This is a genomic window from Streptomyces sp. NPDC059787 (assembly GCF_042732315.1).
In the GTDB taxonomy this organism is placed as follows: Bacteria; Actinomycetota; Actinomycetes; order Streptomycetales; family Streptomycetaceae; genus Streptomyces; species Streptomyces atrovirens.
Genome location: NZ_JBHWHX010000018.1, coordinates 80047 through 99105, shown reverse-complemented (window position 1 = coordinate 99105; position 19059 = coordinate 80047). Strand labels below are relative to the sequence as shown.

Below are 19059 nucleotides of genomic sequence, written 5' to 3'. Positions count from 1 at the left end.
CAGGTCAGCGGCGGAATGGGCCGTGCACCGCGAACAGGCGAAGAACCTGCCGGTGTCGTACCCGCCGAAGAAGCCGGGTTTCTTCCAGACGCATGGAAGAAGGCGCCCGGCTTGGGCTTTCACCCGTCAGGCGCCTTTCTCTCGGCCCGCTCCCGAACGGGCCCGACCTGCGCACTGACTCTCGGTTCCCCCCATCGCCGTGCCCCTTGTGACCGGTGCTTCCGGACCGGTCACGTACCGGATCCCCGGTTCGGCCCTCGGGTTCGTCCCCGGCGCAGGCAGTGTGCCGTCGTCCCGGTAGGCGTCGGTTCCCTGAAGCGACATGCCGTGCATGACGGCCGCGACACCGTCCCGTCGGCAGCCTCGCGCGGCCGGTCCGGTCGCTAGTGGGGGAAGGTGCGGGGTGGGCGGGTCACCGTGGATTCACGGAACTCGGCGATCCGGGAGTGGACCTGACGCATCAGGTAGGTGTCCTCGATGCGGTCCAGGTAGAGGCACCGGGCAGCCAGGCCCGGCAGGTCGAAGGCGAAGTACAGGGACATCAGCGGGTTCACGAACAACTCGCTGCCCCGCGTGCGGTCGGTGAAGCGGACGTCGCCGAACGAGCCGCGCACGGCTGCCGCGATCGAACCGTTCACGATGCTGGGGTGCTCGGGGGTGTGGTCCTGGGCGTGCGCCACCGCGTCCAGGTACAGGGCGCCTTCGCGGGTGGCGCGTGGTACCGAGAACGCGCCGAGGTACGCGCCGTCGCGCTCCAGGGCGGCGATGTTCTCCAGGACCTGTACGTGGTTCACGCCGTGGTAGGCGTCCACGCCGAACCCGACGGACACCACGACCCGGTTCGGTATGCCGTCCAGCGCGGCGAGCGCCGCCACGCTGGCCAGGTCCTCCTCCGGTGTGCCGAGACCGGCCTCGTCACCGCGCAACAGGATGTCGGTGCCACCGTCGACCAGTACCACGGCGTCGATGCCGTGCAGCTCGATCAGTGCCTGGTAAGCGGCGCGCAACGGGCGTACGCCGGTCTGCGGGAAGGCGTACACGGTGGGCGGGTAGCCGTGCAGGCGCAGCCACCGGGCGAGGGTCCGCTCCGGGAAGTAGCTCTGGTGCGGGGCGGAGTCGGGAGTGACGACGGCGAGGTCGTCAGCGGCCCAGTCGTCGGGAGGCAGACCGGCGAGTGCGCTGAAGGAGAGGTTCGCGAGGTACACCTCCTTCCCTTGGTGCAGGAGGGAGAGGGCCACCGGCAGGCCGGAGTAGATGTCGAAACCGCCGCCCGCTCCCGCGACGAGGATCCGTTCGGAATCGGCGAGCCGGGCGAAGAGCGGGTTGGTGTGGAGGGACGTCACGACGGTCATTGTCACCTGGCGCCCCTCGGGCACGGGGCGTTGCCTCGAATCCCGTGATGTACGCGGACCGGGCGTGCGACCATGCCGTTCCATGACGCCACGCGATCCGAAGGCCGGGATACGGGAACTCCTCCACGAACTCTGTGTCGACCTCGGCTTCTGCCTCCCGCCCCACGAGCAGCAGCGTCTGCAGGAGGCACCGCCCACCGACGCGGACAGCTTCGCCGACGCCGTGTTCGCCGCCGAGGGAATGGATCCCGGCCATCACACGCAACTGTGGCACCAGGTGAGGGAAAGAATCGACCGGCGCGTGCACGGATGAGGAAACCCCGGGGCAGACGGGCCGAGCCGGTGAGGCCACCTGCCCGGACCGCTCTCCGGCCGGGCAGGTGGCGGACGCTCGAAGGGACTCCGTACGCCCCGCGCGGCCACGGATGCCGCACGGGGGACGTCCTGTCAGTGCGAGGTCATGGCGGAGTCCTCGGAGTCGAGCCGGAGTTCGGGTGTGGGGCGGCGGAAGCCCTTGGTGATGACGGCGAGGTGGACGACGCCGACGGCGAGCCAGACGAGTCCCAGTTCGGTCGCGGTGGAGCCGAGTTGGGTGATCAGGTAGACGTCGACGGCCGCGCCGGCCAGGGGGAGGATCGTGAAGCCGAGCGGTGAGGGGCGGTTCCCGGAGCGCCGTTGCCGTACGGCGTGGGCGATGACGCAGACGTTGACCAGGGTGAAGCCGAGGAACGTGCCGAAGTTGATGAACGAGGTGGCGTCGGCCAGGGACAGGTTCATCGCCAACAGCGCGACCGCGGCCACGATGAGGACGTTCGGCACCGGGGTGAGCAGCCTGGCGTGCAGGCGGCCGAGGGGCCGGTGGAACAGCTGCGGGCGTGCATCCGCAGCGGAGTGCCGTGGTCGGGAGCGGGCGAGCAGAGCACCCGGCTGCTGTTCGAACTCTTCCCCGTCGCCCTGCGCAACGAGGCGGTCGGCCGGGCACACCAGGTCTTCGTCGACCAGCAGACGGACCTGTACCGACAGGTCCTCGCGCACGGCGAGGACGACGGACACTTCACGCTCACCGCCGCCCCCCGCGCGCTGGGCAGGTCCTTCGTCGCCCTGGAGGACGGTTACGCCATGGACCTGCTGATCGGCACCGCCACAGCGGCCGAGATCGAGACACGGCTCCTGGCCCACGCCCGCACGGTGACCGGCAACCCCGCCTTCGCCTGACCCCGACCACCCACCACACCGGCTGACGGCCTGCTCCTCCCGCACCCGCACGGCGGCGACGCCCCCGCGGGCGTTCACTCCCGTCCGCCAGGACGTTCGCGGGGAGGAGAACGAACCGCCGCCTCGCCCTCGGGACGTCTTCGACGACCGTACGTCGGCGCGGAAAGCGGGAGTCGGCGTACGCGGCGGCACGATGAAGAACGCGCTGTGGCAGGGGCCGGCCTCCGGCGCGGCCGGGACGTCGGTGACGGCTCCGGGCGGGAAGGCGGAGCAACGGCCCACCGGTCGCCCCGACTTCCATGTGCCCGCACGAGGACATCGGCGGGTCAGGAGGTGCGGTCCCGCCCGGCCGTCGCCCCGGCCGGGCTTCCGCGGCTCAGCCCTGCTGCCGGCTTTCCTGGAGCGCCTTGTCCGTCATGTCGGCCACCTGCCCGGCCGGCGGGGCCTCGGGATCGACCTCGGTGCCGAAGTCCGAGAACTCCATCACGGTGCTCATCTTGAGCTGTTGCGGCGCCGCGCCGCTGTCCGGCTTCGCGGAGGCGGAAGCCGGGGCCTTGACGGTCATGTCCACCTGCTGGCGACGGAGCCGCCCCTCGTCGTCGAGCCAGACCTGCATCGGCAGCGTCGGGCCGAGCTGCTCGCGCATCCGATCGCCGCCCGGCAGCTCCGTCACGTCCACCGAGACCCGGTAGTGGGTGGTGTCGACGCCGTCGACCTTCTCGGTGCCGACCTCCGTGACGTCCTTGTCGGTGATCGCTCCGGCATAGGCCGCGGTCCGGGCCGGGTCGCCGATCCCCTGGTCGTCCACGCCCTGCCGGTCGGCGACCTTCTGCAGGTCGATGCTGATCCAGGGCTTGCCGCCCGGAGCGCTCCGGCCCCGGGCCTTCTGGTACAGGACCTCGTCGACCACGCGTTGCTCGAGGCTCTCGCCCTGCGCGGTGACGGTCATGACGCTGTCGCCCTCGGCCAGATCGAGGACGCCCTCACCGTCCGACGTGATCGTCTCGCCCTCCGCGGCGAGCTTCGTCCTGATCGTCATCCGAGCCGACTCGGCTTCGGCCGTCTTCTCGTAGGCCGTTCGCACCGCTGTCGTGCTCCGGTCCTGGCCCCCGTCGCCTCTGCCGGCGCTCGACGACGCGCCGTCCTTCGCGCCCGTCGGCCCGCTGTCGTCCCCGCACCCCGTCAGAACACTCCCCATGACCGCGGCGACCGTGATCACGGCGACCTTCGTCCCCCTGCGACGCATATGAATCCCCATCTCCTCGACGACTGCCGCTCGTCCACCGAACGACGGCGGACCGGCGACCCGTGTGCCCCTCAGAAAAGCGTGAAAACGCCATTTTTCGGCGGGGGTTGGAGACGCGGGGATTGGTTCGAACGAGTCGCGCCAATCGCACACGAGTCCGTTAGGAGAGGCGATCCCGGGACACACGTACGACGAACCGACTGCAAGGAGAGTCTGTGATGGGCATCATCGCGTGGATAGTCATCGGCCTGCTCGCCGGCGCCATCGCCAAGGCGCTCATGCCTGGCAAGGACCCGGGCGGAATCATCATCACCATGCTCATCGGCATCGCCGGAGGGCTCCTCGGAGGGTTCCTCGGCAAGGTGATCTTCGGGGTCGACTCGATCGACGGTTTCTTCGAGCTGTCCACCTGGATCGCGGCCATCGTCGGATCCGTCATCCTGCTGGCGCTGTACCGGCTGTTCACCGGCCGCGGCCATCGCCGTGGGCACGCCCACGCATAACCGACGCGGCCCGCGCAGGGCGAACCGATACGGCGTATGTGGGTGCCCCCCCGTCCGAAGACGGGGGGGCACACCCACATACGCCGTGGCATGATCCGGCGGGCTCAGACGCGCTGAACCCAATTCCTGTCCAGGCGGTCGGCCAGGCCGGCGGCGGTGAAAGCGGCCTCCAGTTCGCCGCGGCCCTCGGTGAAGTGGGCCCAGCCGTCGTGGTGGACGGGGACGACGCGGCGGGCGTCGAGGATCCGGGTGGCTTCGGCCGCCCGGGCGCTGTCGAGGACGAGCAGTCCGCCGTCGAAAAGCATGGGGAAGCGGGGGGCTCCGGCGAAGAGAATGGCGATGTCCAACGGGGCGAAACGCTCCGCGACTTCCTTGACCGCGTCGAGCGAGGCGTTGTCGCCGCTGACGTAGACCGTGGGCAGGCCGTCCCCGGTGAGCACGAAACCGACGACCTGGCCGGTGATCGGCTCGATCTCTTCGCGAGGGCCCGGACCGTGGATGGCGGGAACGCCGGTGACGGTGACCGTGCCTCCGTCGGGCCGGTCCAGGTCGACCGACTCCCAGTCGGCCAGACCTCTGGCCGTGCCTCCCAGCCGCTGTCCACCGCCGGGAGTGGTGAGGGTGAGCGGGACGTCGGCGAGCACGGCGCGTCCGGACGTGTCGAGGTTGTCGGCGTGCTCGTCGTGCGAGAGCAGGACCACGTCGACGGGGCCGAGTTCGGCGGGGGTGGCGTCGGCGGGAGCGGTCTTGGTCAGGGTCGGCCCCTGCGAGGGGTGATCGCCGGGGCCGTCGAAGGTCGGGTCGGTCAGAAACCGCAGGCCCCCGTACTCGAAGAGGGCGGTGGGACCGCCCAGCGTGCGGACCTGGATCTGCTCGGCGTCGTACCGGGGCATGCGGATCACTCCTGGAGGGTCACGGATACAAGTCCATTTTTCCGTGACTCACGATAGGGAGGCGTCACGGAAAAACGCAAGCGTTACCATGAGTGCGTGGAAGAGAACGTGGCCGCCGACATCGCACCCACCGCGCTGCCCCCGGCTCCGGGTGCCGACCGGTACCGCTCGCTCGACTTCGCCGACACCACCGCGGCCCTCCCCGCCGACCAGCGTTACGACCTGCTCGCCGCCCCCGAATCCGCCATGCGCTGGCTCGCCGCCCACGACCTGACCGCCCCGGACGTCAAGCTGTACGAGGTGTGCGCACAGCGGATGCGCACGCTGCGCGGTCACGTACGGGCCCTGTTCGCCGCCCGTGTCGACGGCACCGCCCCTCCCGAGCAGTCCCTGCGGGCCGTCAACGAGGCACTCACCGCCGTGCCCACCGCTCCCCTGCTCGCCTGGGACCGAGCACAGGGACCACGCCGCGTCCAGGCGCACCCCACCGACCAGGCCGTCAGCCACGCGCTGGCGACCCTCGCCGCCGACGCCGCCGACCTGCTCACCGGCCGGGACGCCGACCTGCTCGCAGCCTGCGGCTCCACACCCTGCGACCGCTTCCTCGTCCGCACCCACGGGCGGCGCCACTGGTGTTCCACCCGCTGCGGCGACCGCGCCCGCGCCGCCCGCGCCCGGCGAACCCCGGAGTGACCGGCGACACCCCCGCCCGCCGTCACCGCGGACGCGAGACCGAGCACTCCCCGGCCGTCGCCTCCTAATTCGATTGCCGCAGGCCGACCCGGTCGGATAGGAAGCCTGCATGCTGAAGGGTGACAAGGTCGGGCTCAGGGCCCGGCACGAGGACGACATACCGGTCCTGCGGGCCGAGCTCTACGACGACGTGGTCAACGCCTCGCGGGCCGAGGGCACGCCGTGGCGGCCGGTCACGCCCGGCTCCAAGGATCCGCGGCTCGTGGTGGACTACACGAAGGAGGGGTCCGTCCCGTTCTCCGTGGTGGAGCTGGCCGGCGGCACGCTGGTCGGCACCGCGACGCTGTGGGGCATCGACAATCACAACCGGCTCGCGCACATCGGGGTGGGACTGCTGCCGTCCTCCCGCGGCAAGGGCTACGGCACCGACGTGGTCGCGGTGCTGTGCCACTACGGTTTCGTCGTCCGCGGCCTGCAACGGCTGCAGATCGAGACGCTGTCGGACAACACCGCGATGCTGCGCTCCGCCGAGCGCAACGGCTTCGTCCGCGAGGGCGTGCTGCGCTCCTCGGCCTGGGTGATGGGCGAGTTCCTGGACGAGGTGCTGCTCGGACTCCTCGCCCGGGACTGGAGGCAGGACTCGAAGGGCTAGGCTGCCGCCCGACTCCGGCTGTCTCCGGACGAGCCCGTGCGCCGATCCGCAACCAGGCTGCTGTGGCCTCGAGGGCAGTGGGCCCAGGAGTCCTGTGACGATGTCCACCACGGGCAGAGCCTCTTCAGCTACAACGACCTGTGCGAGGTGATAGTGCTCGCCGCCCGGGGGGAAGGTACGACTGCGCACCGGTACGTATCCCCTCGACCGGTCCCAGGACGTCCCGGACGACCTGGACGCCGTACGGGCGATCCTCGTCCCCCGACCGGTCACCACGACACCTCCCAGGAGAGTCATGATCTTCATCACCGCCAGGTTCCGCGTCCTGCCCGAGCACGCCGACGCATGGCCCGAGATCACCCGTGAGTTCACCGAGGCGACCCGCGACGAGCCGGGATGTCTGTGGTTCGACTGGTCCCGCAGCGTCGACGACCCGACCGAGTACGTACTGATCGAGGCCTTCCGGGACGACGAGGCCGGAGCCGCGCACGTACGGTCCGAGCACTTCACCACCGCGCGCACGACGCTGCCGCCCCACCTCGTGGAGACCCCGCGCATCGTCAACATGACGATTCCGCAGGACGACTGGTCCCTCCTCGGGGAGATGGCCGTCCCGGACGAGAACTGACCGCCCTCTCGGACCGGCGGGACCGCACACGGCCATTGCGCACCGACACGCCTACGCGGCAGAGCATCGGCCACCCCGACAGTGTCCCTCGGCCTTGCCGGTCCGGGGCAGGTGTCAGTCGACGGCCGGGGAGGCGTACTCCTCGTCGGTGACGGGGGTCAGCCAGTGGACGACGTCGTGGTCGGCGTCCGCCTCGTTGATGGCCAGGTGGACCATCAGCCGGTTCGGGGCGGCACCGTGCCAGTGCTCCTCGTCGGCCTCGAACAGGACGCGGTCACCGGGGCGGACGACCTCGACCGGCCCGCCGCGACGCCGGCACAGGCCGACGCCTTCGGTGACGAAGACGGTCTGTCCCAGAGGGTGGCGGTGCCAGTGGGTGCGGGCGCCGGGCATGAAGTGCACCAGGTTCGCGGTGACCCGGGACGGCGCGGGCGCGGGCGCGGGCGCGGCAGCGACGGCGTCGGTGTAGACGTCACCGGTGAACCAGTCGGCGGGTCCCTTGACGGTGGTGATCGAGCTTCGGGTGATGTGCATGGTCGTTCTTTCTCCGGTCAGGGCTTGAGGAGGGTCTTGATGGCCCGGCGTTCGTCCATCGCCTTGTAACCCTCGGCGACCTGCTCCAGGGGCAGGGTGAGGTCGAAGACCTTGCCCGGGTCGATCCGGCCGGACAGGACGCGGTCGATCAGGTCGGGCAGGTAGCGGCGCACGGGGGCGGGGCCGCCGCGCAGGCCGACGTGGGAGTAGAACAGTTCCTGGCCGTCGACGGCGACCTCGTGGGGGACGCCGACGAAGCCGACGGTGCCGCCGGGCCGGGCCGCGTGCAGCGCCTGCCGCATGGCCTGGGCGGTGCCGACGCACTCGAGGACGGAGTCGGCTCCGACCCCGTCGGTGAGGTCCTTGATCCGGGCGACCCCCTCGTCACCGCGCTCGGTGACGATGTCGGTGGCGCCGAACTCGAGGGCGAGCTTCTGCCGGGGCTCGTGGCGGCTCATCGCGATGATCCGCTCCGCGCCCAGCTCCTTCGCCGCGATCACCGCGCACAGGCCGACCGCGCCGTCGCCGACCACCACGGCGGTCGAGCCGGGCTTCACCTCGGCGGCGTCGGCGGCCCACCAGCCCGTACCCATCACGTCGGAGTCGGCCAGCAGGCCGGGCCAGAACCGCTCGTCCGGGACCTCGTCGGTGGCGACCAGGGTGCCCTGGGCGTTGGGTATGCGGACGTACTCGGCCTGGCAGGTGCTCATGAACTCACGGTTCAGGCAGTTGGACTGGAAGCCGTTGCGGCAGTTCGCGCAGGTGTTGTCGGAAGTCGCGAAGGAGCCGACGACGAACTGGCCGGGCCTGACCGCGGTGACCTCGGCTCCGACCTCCTCCACGAAGCCGACGTACTCGTGGCCCATCGGGTGGGCCTCGCCGGTGGTGTCCAGGCCGCGCCAGGGCCACAGGTCGGAGCCGCACACGCAGGTGACGGCCGTGCGGATGATCGCGTCGGTCGGCTTGAGGATCCTGGGGTCGTCGAGGGTCTCGAAGCGCACGTCGCCGGGGGCGTGGATCACTGCTCCGCGCATCAGGAAGGTCCTTCCGTTCGGTGAGTCGGTGAGGGGGCGGGGTCCGGGGCGGCCCTCGGACCGCCGTGGCCGTGGGCAGGTACGAGGCGGAGGCACGTGAGAATGCCGTTGTTCTTCGTACGCCGCCGGGCCGGGCACCCCTGGAGGAGTGCCTCTGCTCCAGGTAACCGCTGATCCCGGCGGCCGGCGAGTCACCGGCGAAAGGTGCACTGCCGGTACACCCCTCCTGCGGCGGACAGGCCGTACGGTCGAAGACATGGACAACCGTGAGGAGGTCCGCGAGTTCCTCACCTCGCGGCGAGCGAAGATCACCCCGGAGCGGGCCGGCCTGCCCGCCGGTTCCCGGCGGCGTGTGCCGGGGCTGCCCAGGAGCGAGGTCGCCGCGCCGGCCGACGTGAGCGTCGAGTACTGCGCGAAACTGGAGCGGGGCAGCCTGGCCGGTGTCTCACCGGCCGTCCTCGAGGCCGTCGCCCGCGCGCTCCGGCCGGACGACGCCGAACGCGCCCACCTCCCGCACCTCGCCCAGGCCGCCGAACCCGGACTCCACATGACCGTCTACGCCGCGGAGCCCGGCTCCCCCTCGGAAGAGGGACTGCGCCTGCTCGCCTCCCTGGCCGCCGCCGAAGGGGAGGCGGCGGGAACGTACTAGGTCACGTCCACGTCGGTGTGCAGCATGTGGTGGTCCGAGTACGGAGTGGGTTCCACACGGTGTTCGAGCGGGGTGATGCCTCGCAGGAAGACGTAGTCGAACTTGCTGTGCCAGTCGGTGGTCGTCTCGCAGGCGCCGGCGTACGAGGGAAGACACCGGGGATCCGCGTCCTCGGCCAGTGCCCAGATCCGGGAGAGTTCGGGAGCGTCCGGCACGGCGTTGAAGTCTCCGAGAACGATCGCGCGGTCGTGCCGGGCGACGACCTCGGCGAGTACGCCGGCCTGGTCCGCCCTCACCTCTTCCTGACGTCGTTCGGCGAGGTGCGTGTTGAAGACCCGTACGGACCGGCCGCCCACCGTGGTGGTGACCGCCATGTACCCGCGGTCCTCGGATCCCCCGTCGGGGTATTCCACATGGACGCGGTCCGTCATCGGTGCCGCCGAGAGGATCGCCTGGCCGAAGGCTCCCGGACTCCACGGCACTCCCCCGCAGCGGCCCCAGTTCCGCAGGACCGTCCCGTACTCGACGTGGTACACCAGCCCGTAAAGGCGCCTCAGGTAGTCCCGGATCCTCTCGACGTCACGTACGCACGCTTCCTGCACTCCGATGACCTGGGGCGCGTACGTGGCGATCTCCGCCGCCCGGTCGACGTTGCTCGTCTCGCAGGGGTTGCAGAGGTTCCACGTCATGACCCGGTTCGGTACGACGTCGCCGACGGCACCGTCGGGCAGTGGCCTGGCGAAGGGGGCTCCGCTCGGTGCGCTGGGCCCGAGGAGCACCATGCAGGCCACGATCACGGCACCCGCGAGCAACCGCGCGCTCCTTCCGAGCACTATCGCCTCCTCAAGGCGCACACACCTGGCATCCGACGCTTCCCCGCACGAGCTTATGGGACCGCCCCGCCCACTGAACTCTCAGCCCGTGTGCAGGATCCGAAGGCGGTCGGGTTCCGCCGGGTCCCGGTCGGCGACCTGGACGGGCGGCCAGGCCCATTGCCAGACGCTGATGCCCGGCGGGCGGGAGAACCGGATGTGCCCGCGGGTGCCTTCGACCGCGACGCGCGACCAGGGCTCGGCCGTGCGCACCCGGTCCCCGCCGTGGGGACGCAGCACATCGGTGAGGGCGACGACCGTGTCGTAGCCCTCGAAGGCGACGAAGGAGGGTGCTTCGCCCAGCCGTTCGCGGAGGGCCGTACCGACTCGTGCGCCGAGCGGGCCGAGACGCCGGGGCAGGTAGCGCAGGAACGGGATGGCGGCGCCGTCGCCACCCGGCATGGCCGCCCAGGGAGCGAACTCCGGTTGCCCGGCCGGAGCACCGATCATGATCCCGGCGAGGCGCCGGTCGCGGCGGACGGACCTGACGATCGACACGGCCGGCTCCGGGTGGCCGACCAGGAGGAGGAGCGCTGTCGCGCGGTGGTCGGCGAGTGCGTCGCACACGGCCGTGGGGGCGAGCGTGCTCATGTCGAGCTCGACGAGGGCCCCGTCGCGTGGCGCGAGGTGGTCCCGCAGGATGCGGGCCCCAGATGCCCAGTAGACGCTCGGCTCGGTCGCCACGGCGATACGGCTGTGCCCCGCGCCGAGGAGGAAGTCCGCGTAGATCCGCCAGCCGTGGGACTGCGCCGGGGCGAGGCGCGCGACCCATCGCGTCGGCTGTTCGGTGAGCGCGTCGAGAACCGCCGACGAGCACAGGAACGGCAGTCCGAGGGCGTCGGCCCGGGCGGCGGCGGCACGAGCGGCGACGCTGTGGTACTCCCCCGCCAAGGCGGCCACGCCCAGGCGAGCCAGTTCGTCGACGGCCGCCGCGGCTCTCCGTGGATCGGCCGCGGTGTCCCGGACCACCAGCTCGAGTGGTCTTCCGGCGATCCCGCCGGCGTCGTTGGCCTCGCGCACGGCCAGTTCGAGTCCGGCGAGCAAGTGCCGGCCCGCCTCGGCCCAGCCGGGCCGGGTCAGCGGAACGAGAGCGCCGATCCGGACGGGCGGTCCGTCGGTCCGTCCGGCTCCGGACGGCGGTGCCGAGGGCGCACTCATGCGTCGGCGTCTTCCGTGTGACGACGCGGACCGCACGGTGGCAGGGCCCGGTGGTACACGTTCGTCTCTTCCCGCCGTGGCGGACCTGCCTGGGTCGTCATGCCGGACATTGCATCCACCGCCGTCGCCGGCGGGCAACCGATTATGTGTGGGCCGTACCCTCCCCGCGTCCAGGAATAGCCGCGGGTTCGCGTCGCGTTGCCGCGAGCATGACGACGAATGCGCCACGGCCCGAAGTACTGCGATACACCGCCTTCTCCAGCAGTCCCGACGGCGGGAACCCCGCCGGTGTCGTTCTGGACGCCACCGCCCTGGACGACGGGGACATGCTGGCCATCGCCGCCGAGCTCGGATACTCCGAGTCCGCGTTCCTCACCGCGCCCCCGAAGGACCTCGACGGTCCGCGGGGACGGACGTACAGCATCCGTTACTTCAGCCCCAGGGCCGAGGTGTCGTTCTGCGGGCACGCCACCGTCGCGACCGCCGTCGCGCTCGCCGAGCGGACAGGCCCGGGGAAGCTGGTGTTCGCGACGCGGGCCGGCACCGTGCCGGTGGAGGTGACCGAGGAGGACGGGACGGTCAGGGCCACGCTCACCAGCGTGGAGCCGCACGTCGAGGAGATCGCCGACGCCGACCTCGCGGAGGCGCTCGCCGCGCTGGGCTGGCCGGCCGCCGAACTCGATCCGGCCTTCCCGCCCCGTATCGCGTTCGCCGGCGCCCGTCATCTCGTTCTCGCGGCGGCCACGCGCGCCCGCCTCGCGGACCTCTCGTACGACTTCGCGCGCCTCGAGGCCCTCATGCACCGTCTGGACCTGACCACCGTCCAGTTGGTGTGGCGGGAGTCGGCCACCGTCTTCCACGTCCGTGACCCGTTCCCCGTCGGCGGCGTCGTCGAGGACCCGGCGACCGGCGCCGCCGCCGCCGCGTTCGGGGCGTACGCCCGTGAGCTCGGCCTTGTCCCCGAGGACGCCGTTCTCACCCTGCACCAGGGCGAGGACCTGGGCCGCCCGGGCCGGCTCACGGTGACACTGCGCGCGGGTGACCCGCGCGTCCGGGTCGGCGGCGCGGGGGCTCGCATCGGCTGAGGGGCCGTTGTCACGCGCCGTTGTCGTGTGCGGTGGTGCGGCAGCCGCAGGAAGCGGGGGGAGACATCCGCTTCCGCCTGTCCTGTGCGCGAGGTGCCCGACTCCGATCCGACGGTCCCGCACCGGCCGGTCGTCCGCGGGAGCGCCGTCCCGGCAGCGGAGACACCGGTCGCCCGGTGACCCGCCGGGAGGCGTCGCTCAGTCCATCCGGACGTCGATCGCCATCGTCTCGTCGCCCGGGCTCCCCTCGACCTCGACGGTGACCCCGGACCACCGTCCGTCCGGCAGGTTGAGCGGCGGGGTCGTCGTCTCGCCGAGGGCCCTGTTCCCCAGGGACGGATACAGGTCGTCGGAGTCTCCCCGGTTGCCCCGGCCGAAGATCGCTCCGAGGTCCCGTTTGCCGTCGGCCTGCAGCAGTTCGACGGCGAGGGCGTCCTCCTCGTTGACGTCCTCGATGGCTTCGTCGACGACGAGGACCGCGATGCCCGAGTCGGGCAGGAACGCGTCCTGTCCGCGGCGGCGCCGGTACTCGACGAGGATGTACTGCCTCTCCGTCATCGTGTCCGCGTTCTGGATGAACACGAGGTCACCGCTTTCCGCGGAGGGCCGCAGCACCAGGTCCTTGGTGCTCGCCGTGACGCGCTGCGGAGCCGCCCAGCCGTGGAACATGCGCAGCATGCCGTTGGGGAACGTCGGTGTGAGCCCGGTGTTGCCCCAGGAACCCGAGGCCATCAGGCAGTAGTTGCCGAGCCCGTTGGACGTGGTCGCTTCCAGCTGGCCGGTGTCGTAGTAGTCCGCCCAGCGTGCCGCGAGGTGGCCCCACTCGTGGGCGCACACGCCCATCGCGCAGTCCTCGGGCACGGTGAGGAAGGTCTCCACCGTCAGGCCGGGCGCGACCTTCACACCGTTCGGCACGCCCCACTTGAGGCTCCACAGATCGTTCCGGTCGAGTGTCTGCTCGGCGCCGAGGCCCGCGTGCACGATGAACAGGGCGGTGACCGCGTGTTCGTCCAGCGCGTCGAAGGGCGTGAAGTCGACGCCCTCCTGCAGGGCGGTCCGTACCGCGTCCCGGGCCAGGCCCTGGGCGTTGCGCGGGAAACCGTCCTCGGTGAGGCCGGAGTTGCCGTCGGCGTAGAACGACAGCGGCTGCGGCATCCGGAACCAGCCCTGGACCTCGCCCTGGACGTCGATGCCGGTGTCGCCGAACGGATCGAATCCGCTCACCGTGCGGTAGTAGTCGCGCATGCTGCCCGTCGGCAGGGACGCCGTGCTGAACAGCAACTCCCGGAAGTGGCCGGGGCGACGGTTCGGGTCGTGCGGCCGGTCGGGGAAGTCGACCAGGAGTACGAGTGTGTTGATCACGCCCTTCAGACGCCTGGCGGGCCGGGTGATGAGCTGGCGGGCAACGCTCGGGCCCACCCGGGCGGCGCCGTCGTCGAGTCCCACGCGCCTGGCGCCGCGCCGGGCCGAGCGCCAGGTGCGGTAGTAGTCCTCGAAGGCGGTGGTGTCCGGCAGCCGGCCCGAAGTGGTGAGGTCGAGGTACCGGGCGTAGAGCTGGGCCAGGGCGTCGGGCGCCAGCGGCACCGGACAGGGCCCCGGGCAGGCTGCGGCCGGGCTCCTGGGAGGAGTGCGGGAGTTCTTCATCGTGCCCACTCCCTGGGCTAGGACGATCACGAAGGTCATCGCAAGGCCGTGCGGGACGCAGGGCTTCCTTGCGCGGGGCGTGTCCGAGCGCCCTTCTTCGTACTACACACATCCAGCGTCCCTCCGACTCCGTACCCCGTCAAATGCAGGCCGGAAGCCCGGACTTGGCTGTTGACGCTTCAACCCGTGCACGACGGGGACCCCTCCGCTTCCCGCTCACGCCGTCAAGGCGCCGGCCGGTGCGGCACGGCGCGGGCCCGGTGACACCGGTGCCGGACCCGCGCGGGACCGGGTCAGCGTCGGCGGGACCAGCCGGTCCCGATTCCCGCCACGTGCAGGGCCAGAGCGGTCAGCCCCAGCAGCATGACGTTCACCGAAGAGAAAACGTCGTTGGTGCCGATCTCTGCCGCGTTGATCAGAAACGCGATGAAGAAAAGCACCGCCGCGACCATACCGAGCATGAACGAGCTCCTCTCATAGGGATGAAGCCCGTATGCCCGGCCGTCGCGTTCACAGACACGCTGGGAGAATCGGACTTGGCGGCCGGCGGGCAGGCGGCCCTTGTCCGGGGCCGGCCCCGACTCGGTGGCCGTCGAGGTCGACGAGGCCTGCCCGTGGGGCACGGGCCGGACCGGGGACGAGCCGGTCGGCGGGGTGCGCGACCCGGCCGCGTCCCTGCCACCGCCACATCACCCGCGCCGGCGCGGGACGTCCCCCGCCCGTGCCGCTCGACCGGGCCACGGTCTCCTGCGCACCGGGCCTGCCGCTGATCCCGTCAGGACCGCTCGAGCCGCGTGCTCGCCGTGCCTCCCGGCCGGTCCGGAGAACGGCGCGTCCCGGCTTCCCAGAGGCACCAGGTCGACCACAGCAGCAGGACGAGGAAGACGGCGAGCAGGCCCAGCAACACCACGACCTGCCGTGCCGACCCGTGTTCCTGGAACAGGGTCAGCAGCAGGCAGAGAGTCCAGGCGACCACACCGCCCGCATACACGGCTCTGAGCTGTCGCAACTGACCCATCGCTTCCATCGTCGCCCTCCCGAGCCACACCGTCACGCGTCACCCAGCCGGTACCCCCGTCACGCGGCTTCACCGCACGCGATCGTGGTCGGCTGCCGACGCGACCCGTCGCCGGAGGGCGGACGGCGCGCCGTCGTACCGGTGTCGGGACGAGGCCATGGGCTTGAACATGGTCGTCGGTGTGCTCGTCGGCGCCGAGGACGACTGCGCCGAAATGGTCCGCGCCGACTTCACCGCGATCGGCGGGCTGCTGGAAGGTGCGGGACTGCGGCAGTGGACCGAGCCCGATCCGGCCGGAACGGAGAGCGCGGAGTTCGCGGCGTGGGGCTGCTCGGGCCTGCACACCGTTCGTCGTCCCGCCGTCCACCTCGCGGCGGGCGGGCGCCTGCCCGAGCCGTTGGGCGAGGGCTCGCGTGCGGTCGACGACCCGCTGCCGCGCGGGGTCCATGAGACTCTTCCCGGTGATCCTCCGGGACCGTTCGACCATCTCGTCCATCATTCGGACTGCGAGGGCTGCCACGTCCCCGTCGACTTCGCCCACGTCATCGTCGACGACGAGGACATGCTCCGCCTGTGCCGGGAGGAAGGCGTCGCCCGGGTGCCGTGCTTCCCTCTCGGCGGCGCCTTCGACGGTGTGCCGAAGGTGACCGGCGAGCCCGCCGTGCGCTCCGCCGCGCGTGAGCTGGGCGCCACACCCGCACAGGTGGGTCTGGCCCGGCTGCTCCACCACTCCCCCGACGTCCTGCTGATCCCCGGCACGGCCGGCCCCGGACACCTGGAGGCGAACGTGGCGGCGGGAGCGGTCACCCTCGACGAGGCGACGCTCTCCGCCCTGGACGCCGTGCCCTCCCGCTCGGGAGACATCGTCCTCGGCTGAGAGGACTCCCGGCGCTCGCCCGGGACTGTCAGTGGCGGGTGACAGCATCGGAGCATGACGGAGAACTCACCCTTCGATTGGCGGCCGTTCCTGCTCGAGTGGAGCGGGGAGTGGGCGGATTCCCTGCCGGACGGCGAGACGCGGGGCGCAGAGAACGAAGCCGCCCGGCAGGCCCGGTGGCTGGGGTTCCCGCCCGCGTCCGAGGAGCGGATCACGGCCCTGGAGAAGCGCCTCGGCCGGCGGATGCCGCCCTCGTACCGGGAGTTCCTCAAGGTCAGCGACGGGTGGCGGCACGCGGGCGGGTTCGTGTCGCTGCTGGCGGGAACCGCGGACGCGCGCTGGCACGACGACGAGTCGGGACTCGCGGTCATGTTCGAGGAGTACCTGGACGAGGACGCCGGGCCCGAGGAGCGGCGGGAGGTGGACATCTGGCGGCGCGGGCTGCAGCTCGACGTCGAGTCCGACATCACCTACGTCCTGATGGATCCCGAGGACGTGGACGAGGACGGCGAGTGGGCCGTGTACACGTGGGCGAGCTGGCGGGCCGAGTCGCCCGGACGGCACGCGAGCTTCCTCGCGTTCATGCAGGACATGCACCGGGAGTTCCACAGCCTGCGGGCCCGGCCCCGCGACGGGGAGCCGGAGTTCGTCAACGACACGACGCGGAAGCTGGACGCCGCGGTGGAGGAGGCCCGGCTGGAGGCGCTGCGCGGCGGCTGGGAGCGGGCCGGGAAGGCACTGGACGAGGCCAAGGGGTACAACAGGCCGCGGGCCGCCGGGCTGGGCGACCAGATACGCCGCCTGCTCGGGCAGACCTCCATGGTGTACTTCGACGGCCTGGTGACGGACCCTCGGTACGCGCCCGAGCTGCTGCCGCTCCTGGTCGCCGAGCACGCGGCGCACTCGTACCGGGACGACTCCACGCTGAAGTTCCACCTTCGGGGCGCCGACGAGGACCTGGTGTCACTGGCTTACGCGACGCTGGAGCGGGTGCGCGGCGGCACGTACCGGTACACGGCGGCCGGGCCGTTCGGGGAGGCGGTGGAGCGGGCCCGGGAGCTGACGCGGTGGGGGGACACCGACAGGGCGTGGCGGAACCTGATGGACGCCCTGCCCTCGTGGGAGCCGCTGGGACCGGACCTCCTGGCGCCGCTGGGGTGGGTGGCCGACCCCCTGCTCGGACCGCTGCTGACCCCGGAGCGGGGCCGCGAGCTGCTGTCCACTCCGCGGGGCGGGCAGACGGGCGGGGCACCGGGGCCGACGGCCGGGCTCGACCCGGACGGCCTGGCCTGGCTCGCGGAGCCCGACTCCGGCAACAACCGTACGTCCTACCGGTTCGTCCTGGTGGAAGGGGTGGAACCGGAAGAGTTGCCGGCCCGGCTGGCGGACGGGGACGGCACGGTGCTGAACGAACCCATGACCCTCTGGGATGCGCGCAGCAGGCTGCTGCACAACCGGAGGGAGTTCTCGTCCTACGACGACAGGGCGCTCATGGCGGTCGGCCGGGCCGGCGCCGGCTGGAGCTTCGCCTTCGACGGCGACCCCGCCCCGTTCGACCGGCGGCGGTTCGTCTCCCCCGTCCCGGCCGCCGGCGCGGGCACCCGCGCGGTGGTGGTGTGGAGCGGCCTCAGAGCATGGCACGGGGAGCCGTTCTTCCATCTTTCGGTGGCGCGGGACGGCGTCGAGCAGTACGCGTTCACCTACGCGGACGGAGAGGTCCGGCGCGGCGGGGACATACCGCGGGCACTGGATCCGAGCCGGTTCTTCGGTGCCCCGGAGGACGCCGCCGAGGCGGAACGGCCGCTGCTGGAAGCGGTGGCCGGGGAGTTCGGTGCGCGGCTGCCGCGCCACGCGATCGTGAACGGGCGGCTGCACACGTTCACCACCCGCTCCTGGACACGGCCACCGAGGGACGGCGAGACGTACGCGGTGATCCGCATGAACTGAGGAGCCCCACGCCCTGACTTCCGGAACTGTCTCGTCACCGCTCCGCGGAGGGGGCCGGCGGCCGCATCCACGTCACCTGGCCTCCGGCCTCGGGCCCCCGCACCGCATGCCCGGTCCGGCGGGCCGGGAACGCGGCACGTCCCGGCAGCCCGCGGCACGGCACCGGCAGGCCGGGCGGGTGCGTGGTGGCGAGCGGTTCCGGCTTACTTGCCGTGCGGGTCGGTGCCGTTGAGTGTCGCGACGACCTGGTCGTAGTCGCCGCGGGCCTCGCCGTAGCGCAGGAACTTCACGCGCTCGACCTGGATCTCCTTCGCGTCGGGCCGGGTCTCGATCAGACCGATCACCTCTGCGACGAACTCGTCGAGCGGCATGGCGTGTTCGTTGTCCTCGTGTCCGGGCAGCAGCGCGGTGCGGACGGACGGCGGTTCGAGTTCCACGACCTTCACCGAGGTGCCGGCGAACTGCAGCCGGACGGACTCGCTGAGCATGTGGATCGCCGCCTTCGACGCGTTGTAGCTCGGCGTGACCTTGAGCGGCGTGAAGGCCAGGCCCGAGGAGACGGTCATGATCGTGGCGTCCGGCTGCGCCTGCAGATGCTCGACGAACGCGGCGATCAGACGGATCGGACCGAGCACGTTCGTCGTCACCGTGGACTCCGCGGAGGCCAGGAACGACGCGGGATCGCGCCAGTCCTCGACGCGCATCACGCCGGCCATGGTGACGAGGACGTTGAGGTCCGGGTGACGGTCCAGCACCCGCTTCGCGGCGGAGGTGATGCTCGCGGCGTCCGTGGTGTCGATCTGCACGGTGTCGATGCCGGGGTGCTCGGCCGCGATCCGTTCCAGCAGCTCGGTGCGTCGGCCGCCGACGATGACGGTGTTCCCCCGGGCCTTCAGTTCGAGGGCGAGAGCGAGACCGATGCCGCTGGTGGAGCCGGGGATGAAGACGGTGTTTCCGGAGATGTTCATGCCCCGATCGTCGCCGGTCCGCCGCCGCGGGGGCAGAGACCGGTTGTCGGGGGATCGGCGATCCCTGGCTCGGGCACCGGTGCCGGACGAT

General features: G+C 71.6%; 20 protein-coding genes and 2 pseudogenes. 10 read left to right on the top strand and 12 right to left on the bottom strand.

Annotation, left to right across the window (positions count from 1 at the left end; translation table 11 throughout):
* Positions 1-383 precede the first annotated feature (383 nt).
* A complete protein-coding gene (locus ACFV5H_RS19190; RefSeq protein WP_385196194.1) occupies positions 384-1352 on the bottom strand; it encodes a DUF1152 domain-containing protein in 969 nt (322 codons plus the stop codon).
* Between the two features lie 82 nt (positions 1353-1434).
* On the opposite strand from ACFV5H_RS19190, the gene ACFV5H_RS19185 reads away from it, so the two are divergent.
* On the top strand, positions 1435-1665 hold the full coding sequence (locus ACFV5H_RS19185; RefSeq protein WP_385196084.1) for a hypothetical protein: 231 nt from the start codon (positions 1435-1437) through the stop codon (positions 1663-1665).
* A 134-nt stretch (positions 1666-1799) separates the two neighbouring features.
* Here the strand turns inward: ACFV5H_RS19185 and ACFV5H_RS19180 are convergent, their stop codons facing one another.
* Positions 1800-2171, bottom strand: a complete 372-nt coding sequence (locus tag ACFV5H_RS19180; RefSeq protein ID WP_385196082.1) for a hypothetical protein — start codon at positions 2169-2171, stop codon at positions 1800-1802.
* Between the two features lie 18 nt (positions 2172-2189).
* On the opposite strand from ACFV5H_RS19180, the gene ACFV5H_RS19175 reads away from it, so the two are divergent.
* Positions 2190-2567, top strand: coding sequence for a TetR family transcriptional regulator C-terminal domain-containing protein (locus ACFV5H_RS19175; RefSeq protein ID WP_385196079.1), 378 nt, complete (start codon positions 2190-2192; stop codon positions 2565-2567).
* A 376-nt stretch (positions 2568-2943) separates the two neighbouring features.
* Here the strand turns inward: ACFV5H_RS19175 and ACFV5H_RS19170 are convergent, their stop codons facing one another.
* Positions 2944-3813, bottom strand: a complete 870-nt coding sequence (locus ACFV5H_RS19170) for a hypothetical protein (RefSeq protein WP_385196077.1) — start codon at positions 3811-3813, stop codon at positions 2944-2946.
* Between the two features lie 218 nt (positions 3814-4031).
* Between ACFV5H_RS19170 and ACFV5H_RS19165 the strand changes: the two genes are divergently transcribed.
* Positions 4032-4316, top strand: coding sequence for a GlsB/YeaQ/YmgE family stress response membrane protein (locus ACFV5H_RS19165; protein WP_385196074.1), 285 nt, complete (start codon positions 4032-4034; stop codon positions 4314-4316).
* A 104-nt stretch (positions 4317-4420) separates the two neighbouring features.
* On the opposite strand, the gene ACFV5H_RS19160 is transcribed toward ACFV5H_RS19165, so the two are convergent.
* A complete protein-coding gene (locus ACFV5H_RS19160; protein ID WP_385196072.1) occupies positions 4421-5209 on the bottom strand; it encodes an MBL fold metallo-hydrolase in 789 nt (262 codons plus the stop codon).
* Positions 5210-5305: 96 nt separating this feature from the next.
* Here ACFV5H_RS19160 and ACFV5H_RS19155 point away from each other — a divergent pair, with 96 nt between their 5' ends.
* The 3 genes from ACFV5H_RS19155 (at position 5306) to ACFV5H_RS19145 (ending at position 7182) form a co-directional block, all read left to right on the top strand.
* Positions 5306-5902: an ABATE domain-containing protein gene (locus ACFV5H_RS19155; RefSeq protein WP_385196070.1), complete on the top strand. Its 597-nt coding sequence runs from the start codon at positions 5306-5308 to the stop codon at positions 5900-5902.
* A 109-nt stretch (positions 5903-6011) separates the two neighbouring features.
* The gene (locus ACFV5H_RS19150) at positions 6012-6554 is read left to right on the top strand and encodes a GNAT family N-acetyltransferase (protein ID WP_385196067.1); all 543 of its coding nucleotides are present in this window, start codon (positions 6012-6014) and stop codon (positions 6552-6554) included.
* Between the two features lie 295 nt (positions 6555-6849).
* Positions 6850-7182 carry a putative quinol monooxygenase gene (locus ACFV5H_RS19145; protein WP_385196064.1) on the top strand — a complete coding sequence of 111 codons (333 nt, stop codon included), beginning with the start codon at positions 6850-6852 and terminating at the stop codon, positions 7180-7182.
* 114 nt (positions 7183-7296) lie between these two features.
* Here the strand turns inward: ACFV5H_RS19145 and ACFV5H_RS19140 are convergent, their stop codons facing one another.
* Positions 7297-7716, bottom strand: a complete 420-nt coding sequence (locus ACFV5H_RS19140; protein ID WP_385196061.1) for a cupin domain-containing protein — start codon at positions 7714-7716, stop codon at positions 7297-7299.
* Positions 7717-7733: 17 nt separating this feature from the next.
* The gene (locus ACFV5H_RS19135; RefSeq protein ID WP_385196058.1) at positions 7734-8750 is read right to left on the bottom strand and encodes a zinc-dependent alcohol dehydrogenase family protein; all 1017 of its coding nucleotides are present in this window, start codon (positions 8748-8750) and stop codon (positions 7734-7736) included.
* Positions 8751-9006: 256 nt separating this feature from the next.
* Between ACFV5H_RS19135 and ACFV5H_RS19130 the strand changes: the two are divergent.
* Positions 9007-9285 (top strand): annotated as a pseudogene (locus ACFV5H_RS19130) (helix-turn-helix domain-containing protein); the annotation flags it as partial.
* 110 nt (positions 9286-9395) lie between these two features.
* Here the strand turns inward: ACFV5H_RS19130 and ACFV5H_RS19125 are convergent.
* Both ACFV5H_RS19125 and ACFV5H_RS19120 read right to left on the bottom strand, forming a co-directional pair.
* Complete coding sequence (locus ACFV5H_RS19125; protein WP_385196192.1) at positions 9396-10235, bottom strand: endonuclease/exonuclease/phosphatase family protein; 840 nt, start codon at positions 10233-10235, stop codon at positions 9396-9398.
* A 78-nt stretch (positions 10236-10313) separates the two neighbouring features.
* Positions 10314-11429, bottom strand: coding sequence for an ABC transporter substrate-binding protein (locus ACFV5H_RS19120; RefSeq protein ID WP_385196055.1), 1116 nt, complete (start codon positions 11427-11429; stop codon positions 10314-10316).
* Positions 11430-11638: 209 nt separating this feature from the next.
* Here ACFV5H_RS19120 and ACFV5H_RS19115 point away from each other — a divergent pair, with 209 nt between their 5' ends.
* On the top strand, positions 11639-12514 hold the full coding sequence (locus ACFV5H_RS19115) for a PhzF family phenazine biosynthesis isomerase (protein ID WP_385196052.1): 876 nt from the start codon (positions 11639-11641) through the stop codon (positions 12512-12514).
* 198 nt (positions 12515-12712) lie between these two features.
* Here ACFV5H_RS19115 and ACFV5H_RS19110 read toward each other — a convergent pair whose 3' ends face one another.
* The 3 genes from ACFV5H_RS19110 to ACFV5H_RS19100 form a co-directional block, all read right to left on the bottom strand.
* Entirely contained in the window at positions 12713-14197 is a 1485-nt protein-coding gene (locus ACFV5H_RS19110; protein WP_385196050.1) for a M6 family metalloprotease domain-containing protein, read from the bottom strand.
* Positions 14198-14451: 254 nt separating this feature from the next.
* Positions 14452-14619, bottom strand: coding sequence for a hypothetical protein (locus ACFV5H_RS19105; protein WP_167353471.1), 168 nt, complete (start codon positions 14617-14619; stop codon positions 14452-14454).
* A 314-nt stretch (positions 14620-14933) separates the two neighbouring features.
* The gene (locus tag ACFV5H_RS19100) at positions 14934-15176 is read right to left on the bottom strand and encodes a hypothetical protein (RefSeq protein ID WP_385196047.1); all 243 of its coding nucleotides are present in this window, start codon (positions 15174-15176) and stop codon (positions 14934-14936) included.
* A gap of 547 nt (positions 15177-15723) precedes the next feature.
* Between ACFV5H_RS19100 and ACFV5H_RS19095 the strand changes: the two are divergent.
* Both ACFV5H_RS19095 and ACFV5H_RS19090 read left to right on the top strand, forming a co-directional pair.
* Positions 15724-16053 (top strand): annotated as a pseudogene (locus ACFV5H_RS19095) (aldo/keto reductase); the annotation flags it as partial.
* A gap of 54 nt (positions 16054-16107) precedes the next feature.
* A complete protein-coding gene (locus ACFV5H_RS19090; protein WP_385196045.1) occupies positions 16108-18000 on the top strand; it encodes an SMI1/KNR4 family protein in 1893 nt (630 codons plus the stop codon).
* A 203-nt stretch (positions 18001-18203) separates the two neighbouring features.
* On the opposite strand, the gene ACFV5H_RS19085 is transcribed toward ACFV5H_RS19090, so the two are convergent.
* Positions 18204-18968: an SDR family oxidoreductase gene (locus ACFV5H_RS19085; RefSeq protein ID WP_385196042.1), complete on the bottom strand. Its 765-nt coding sequence runs from the start codon at positions 18966-18968 to the stop codon at positions 18204-18206.
* Between the last annotated feature and the right edge of the window lie 91 nt (positions 18969-19059).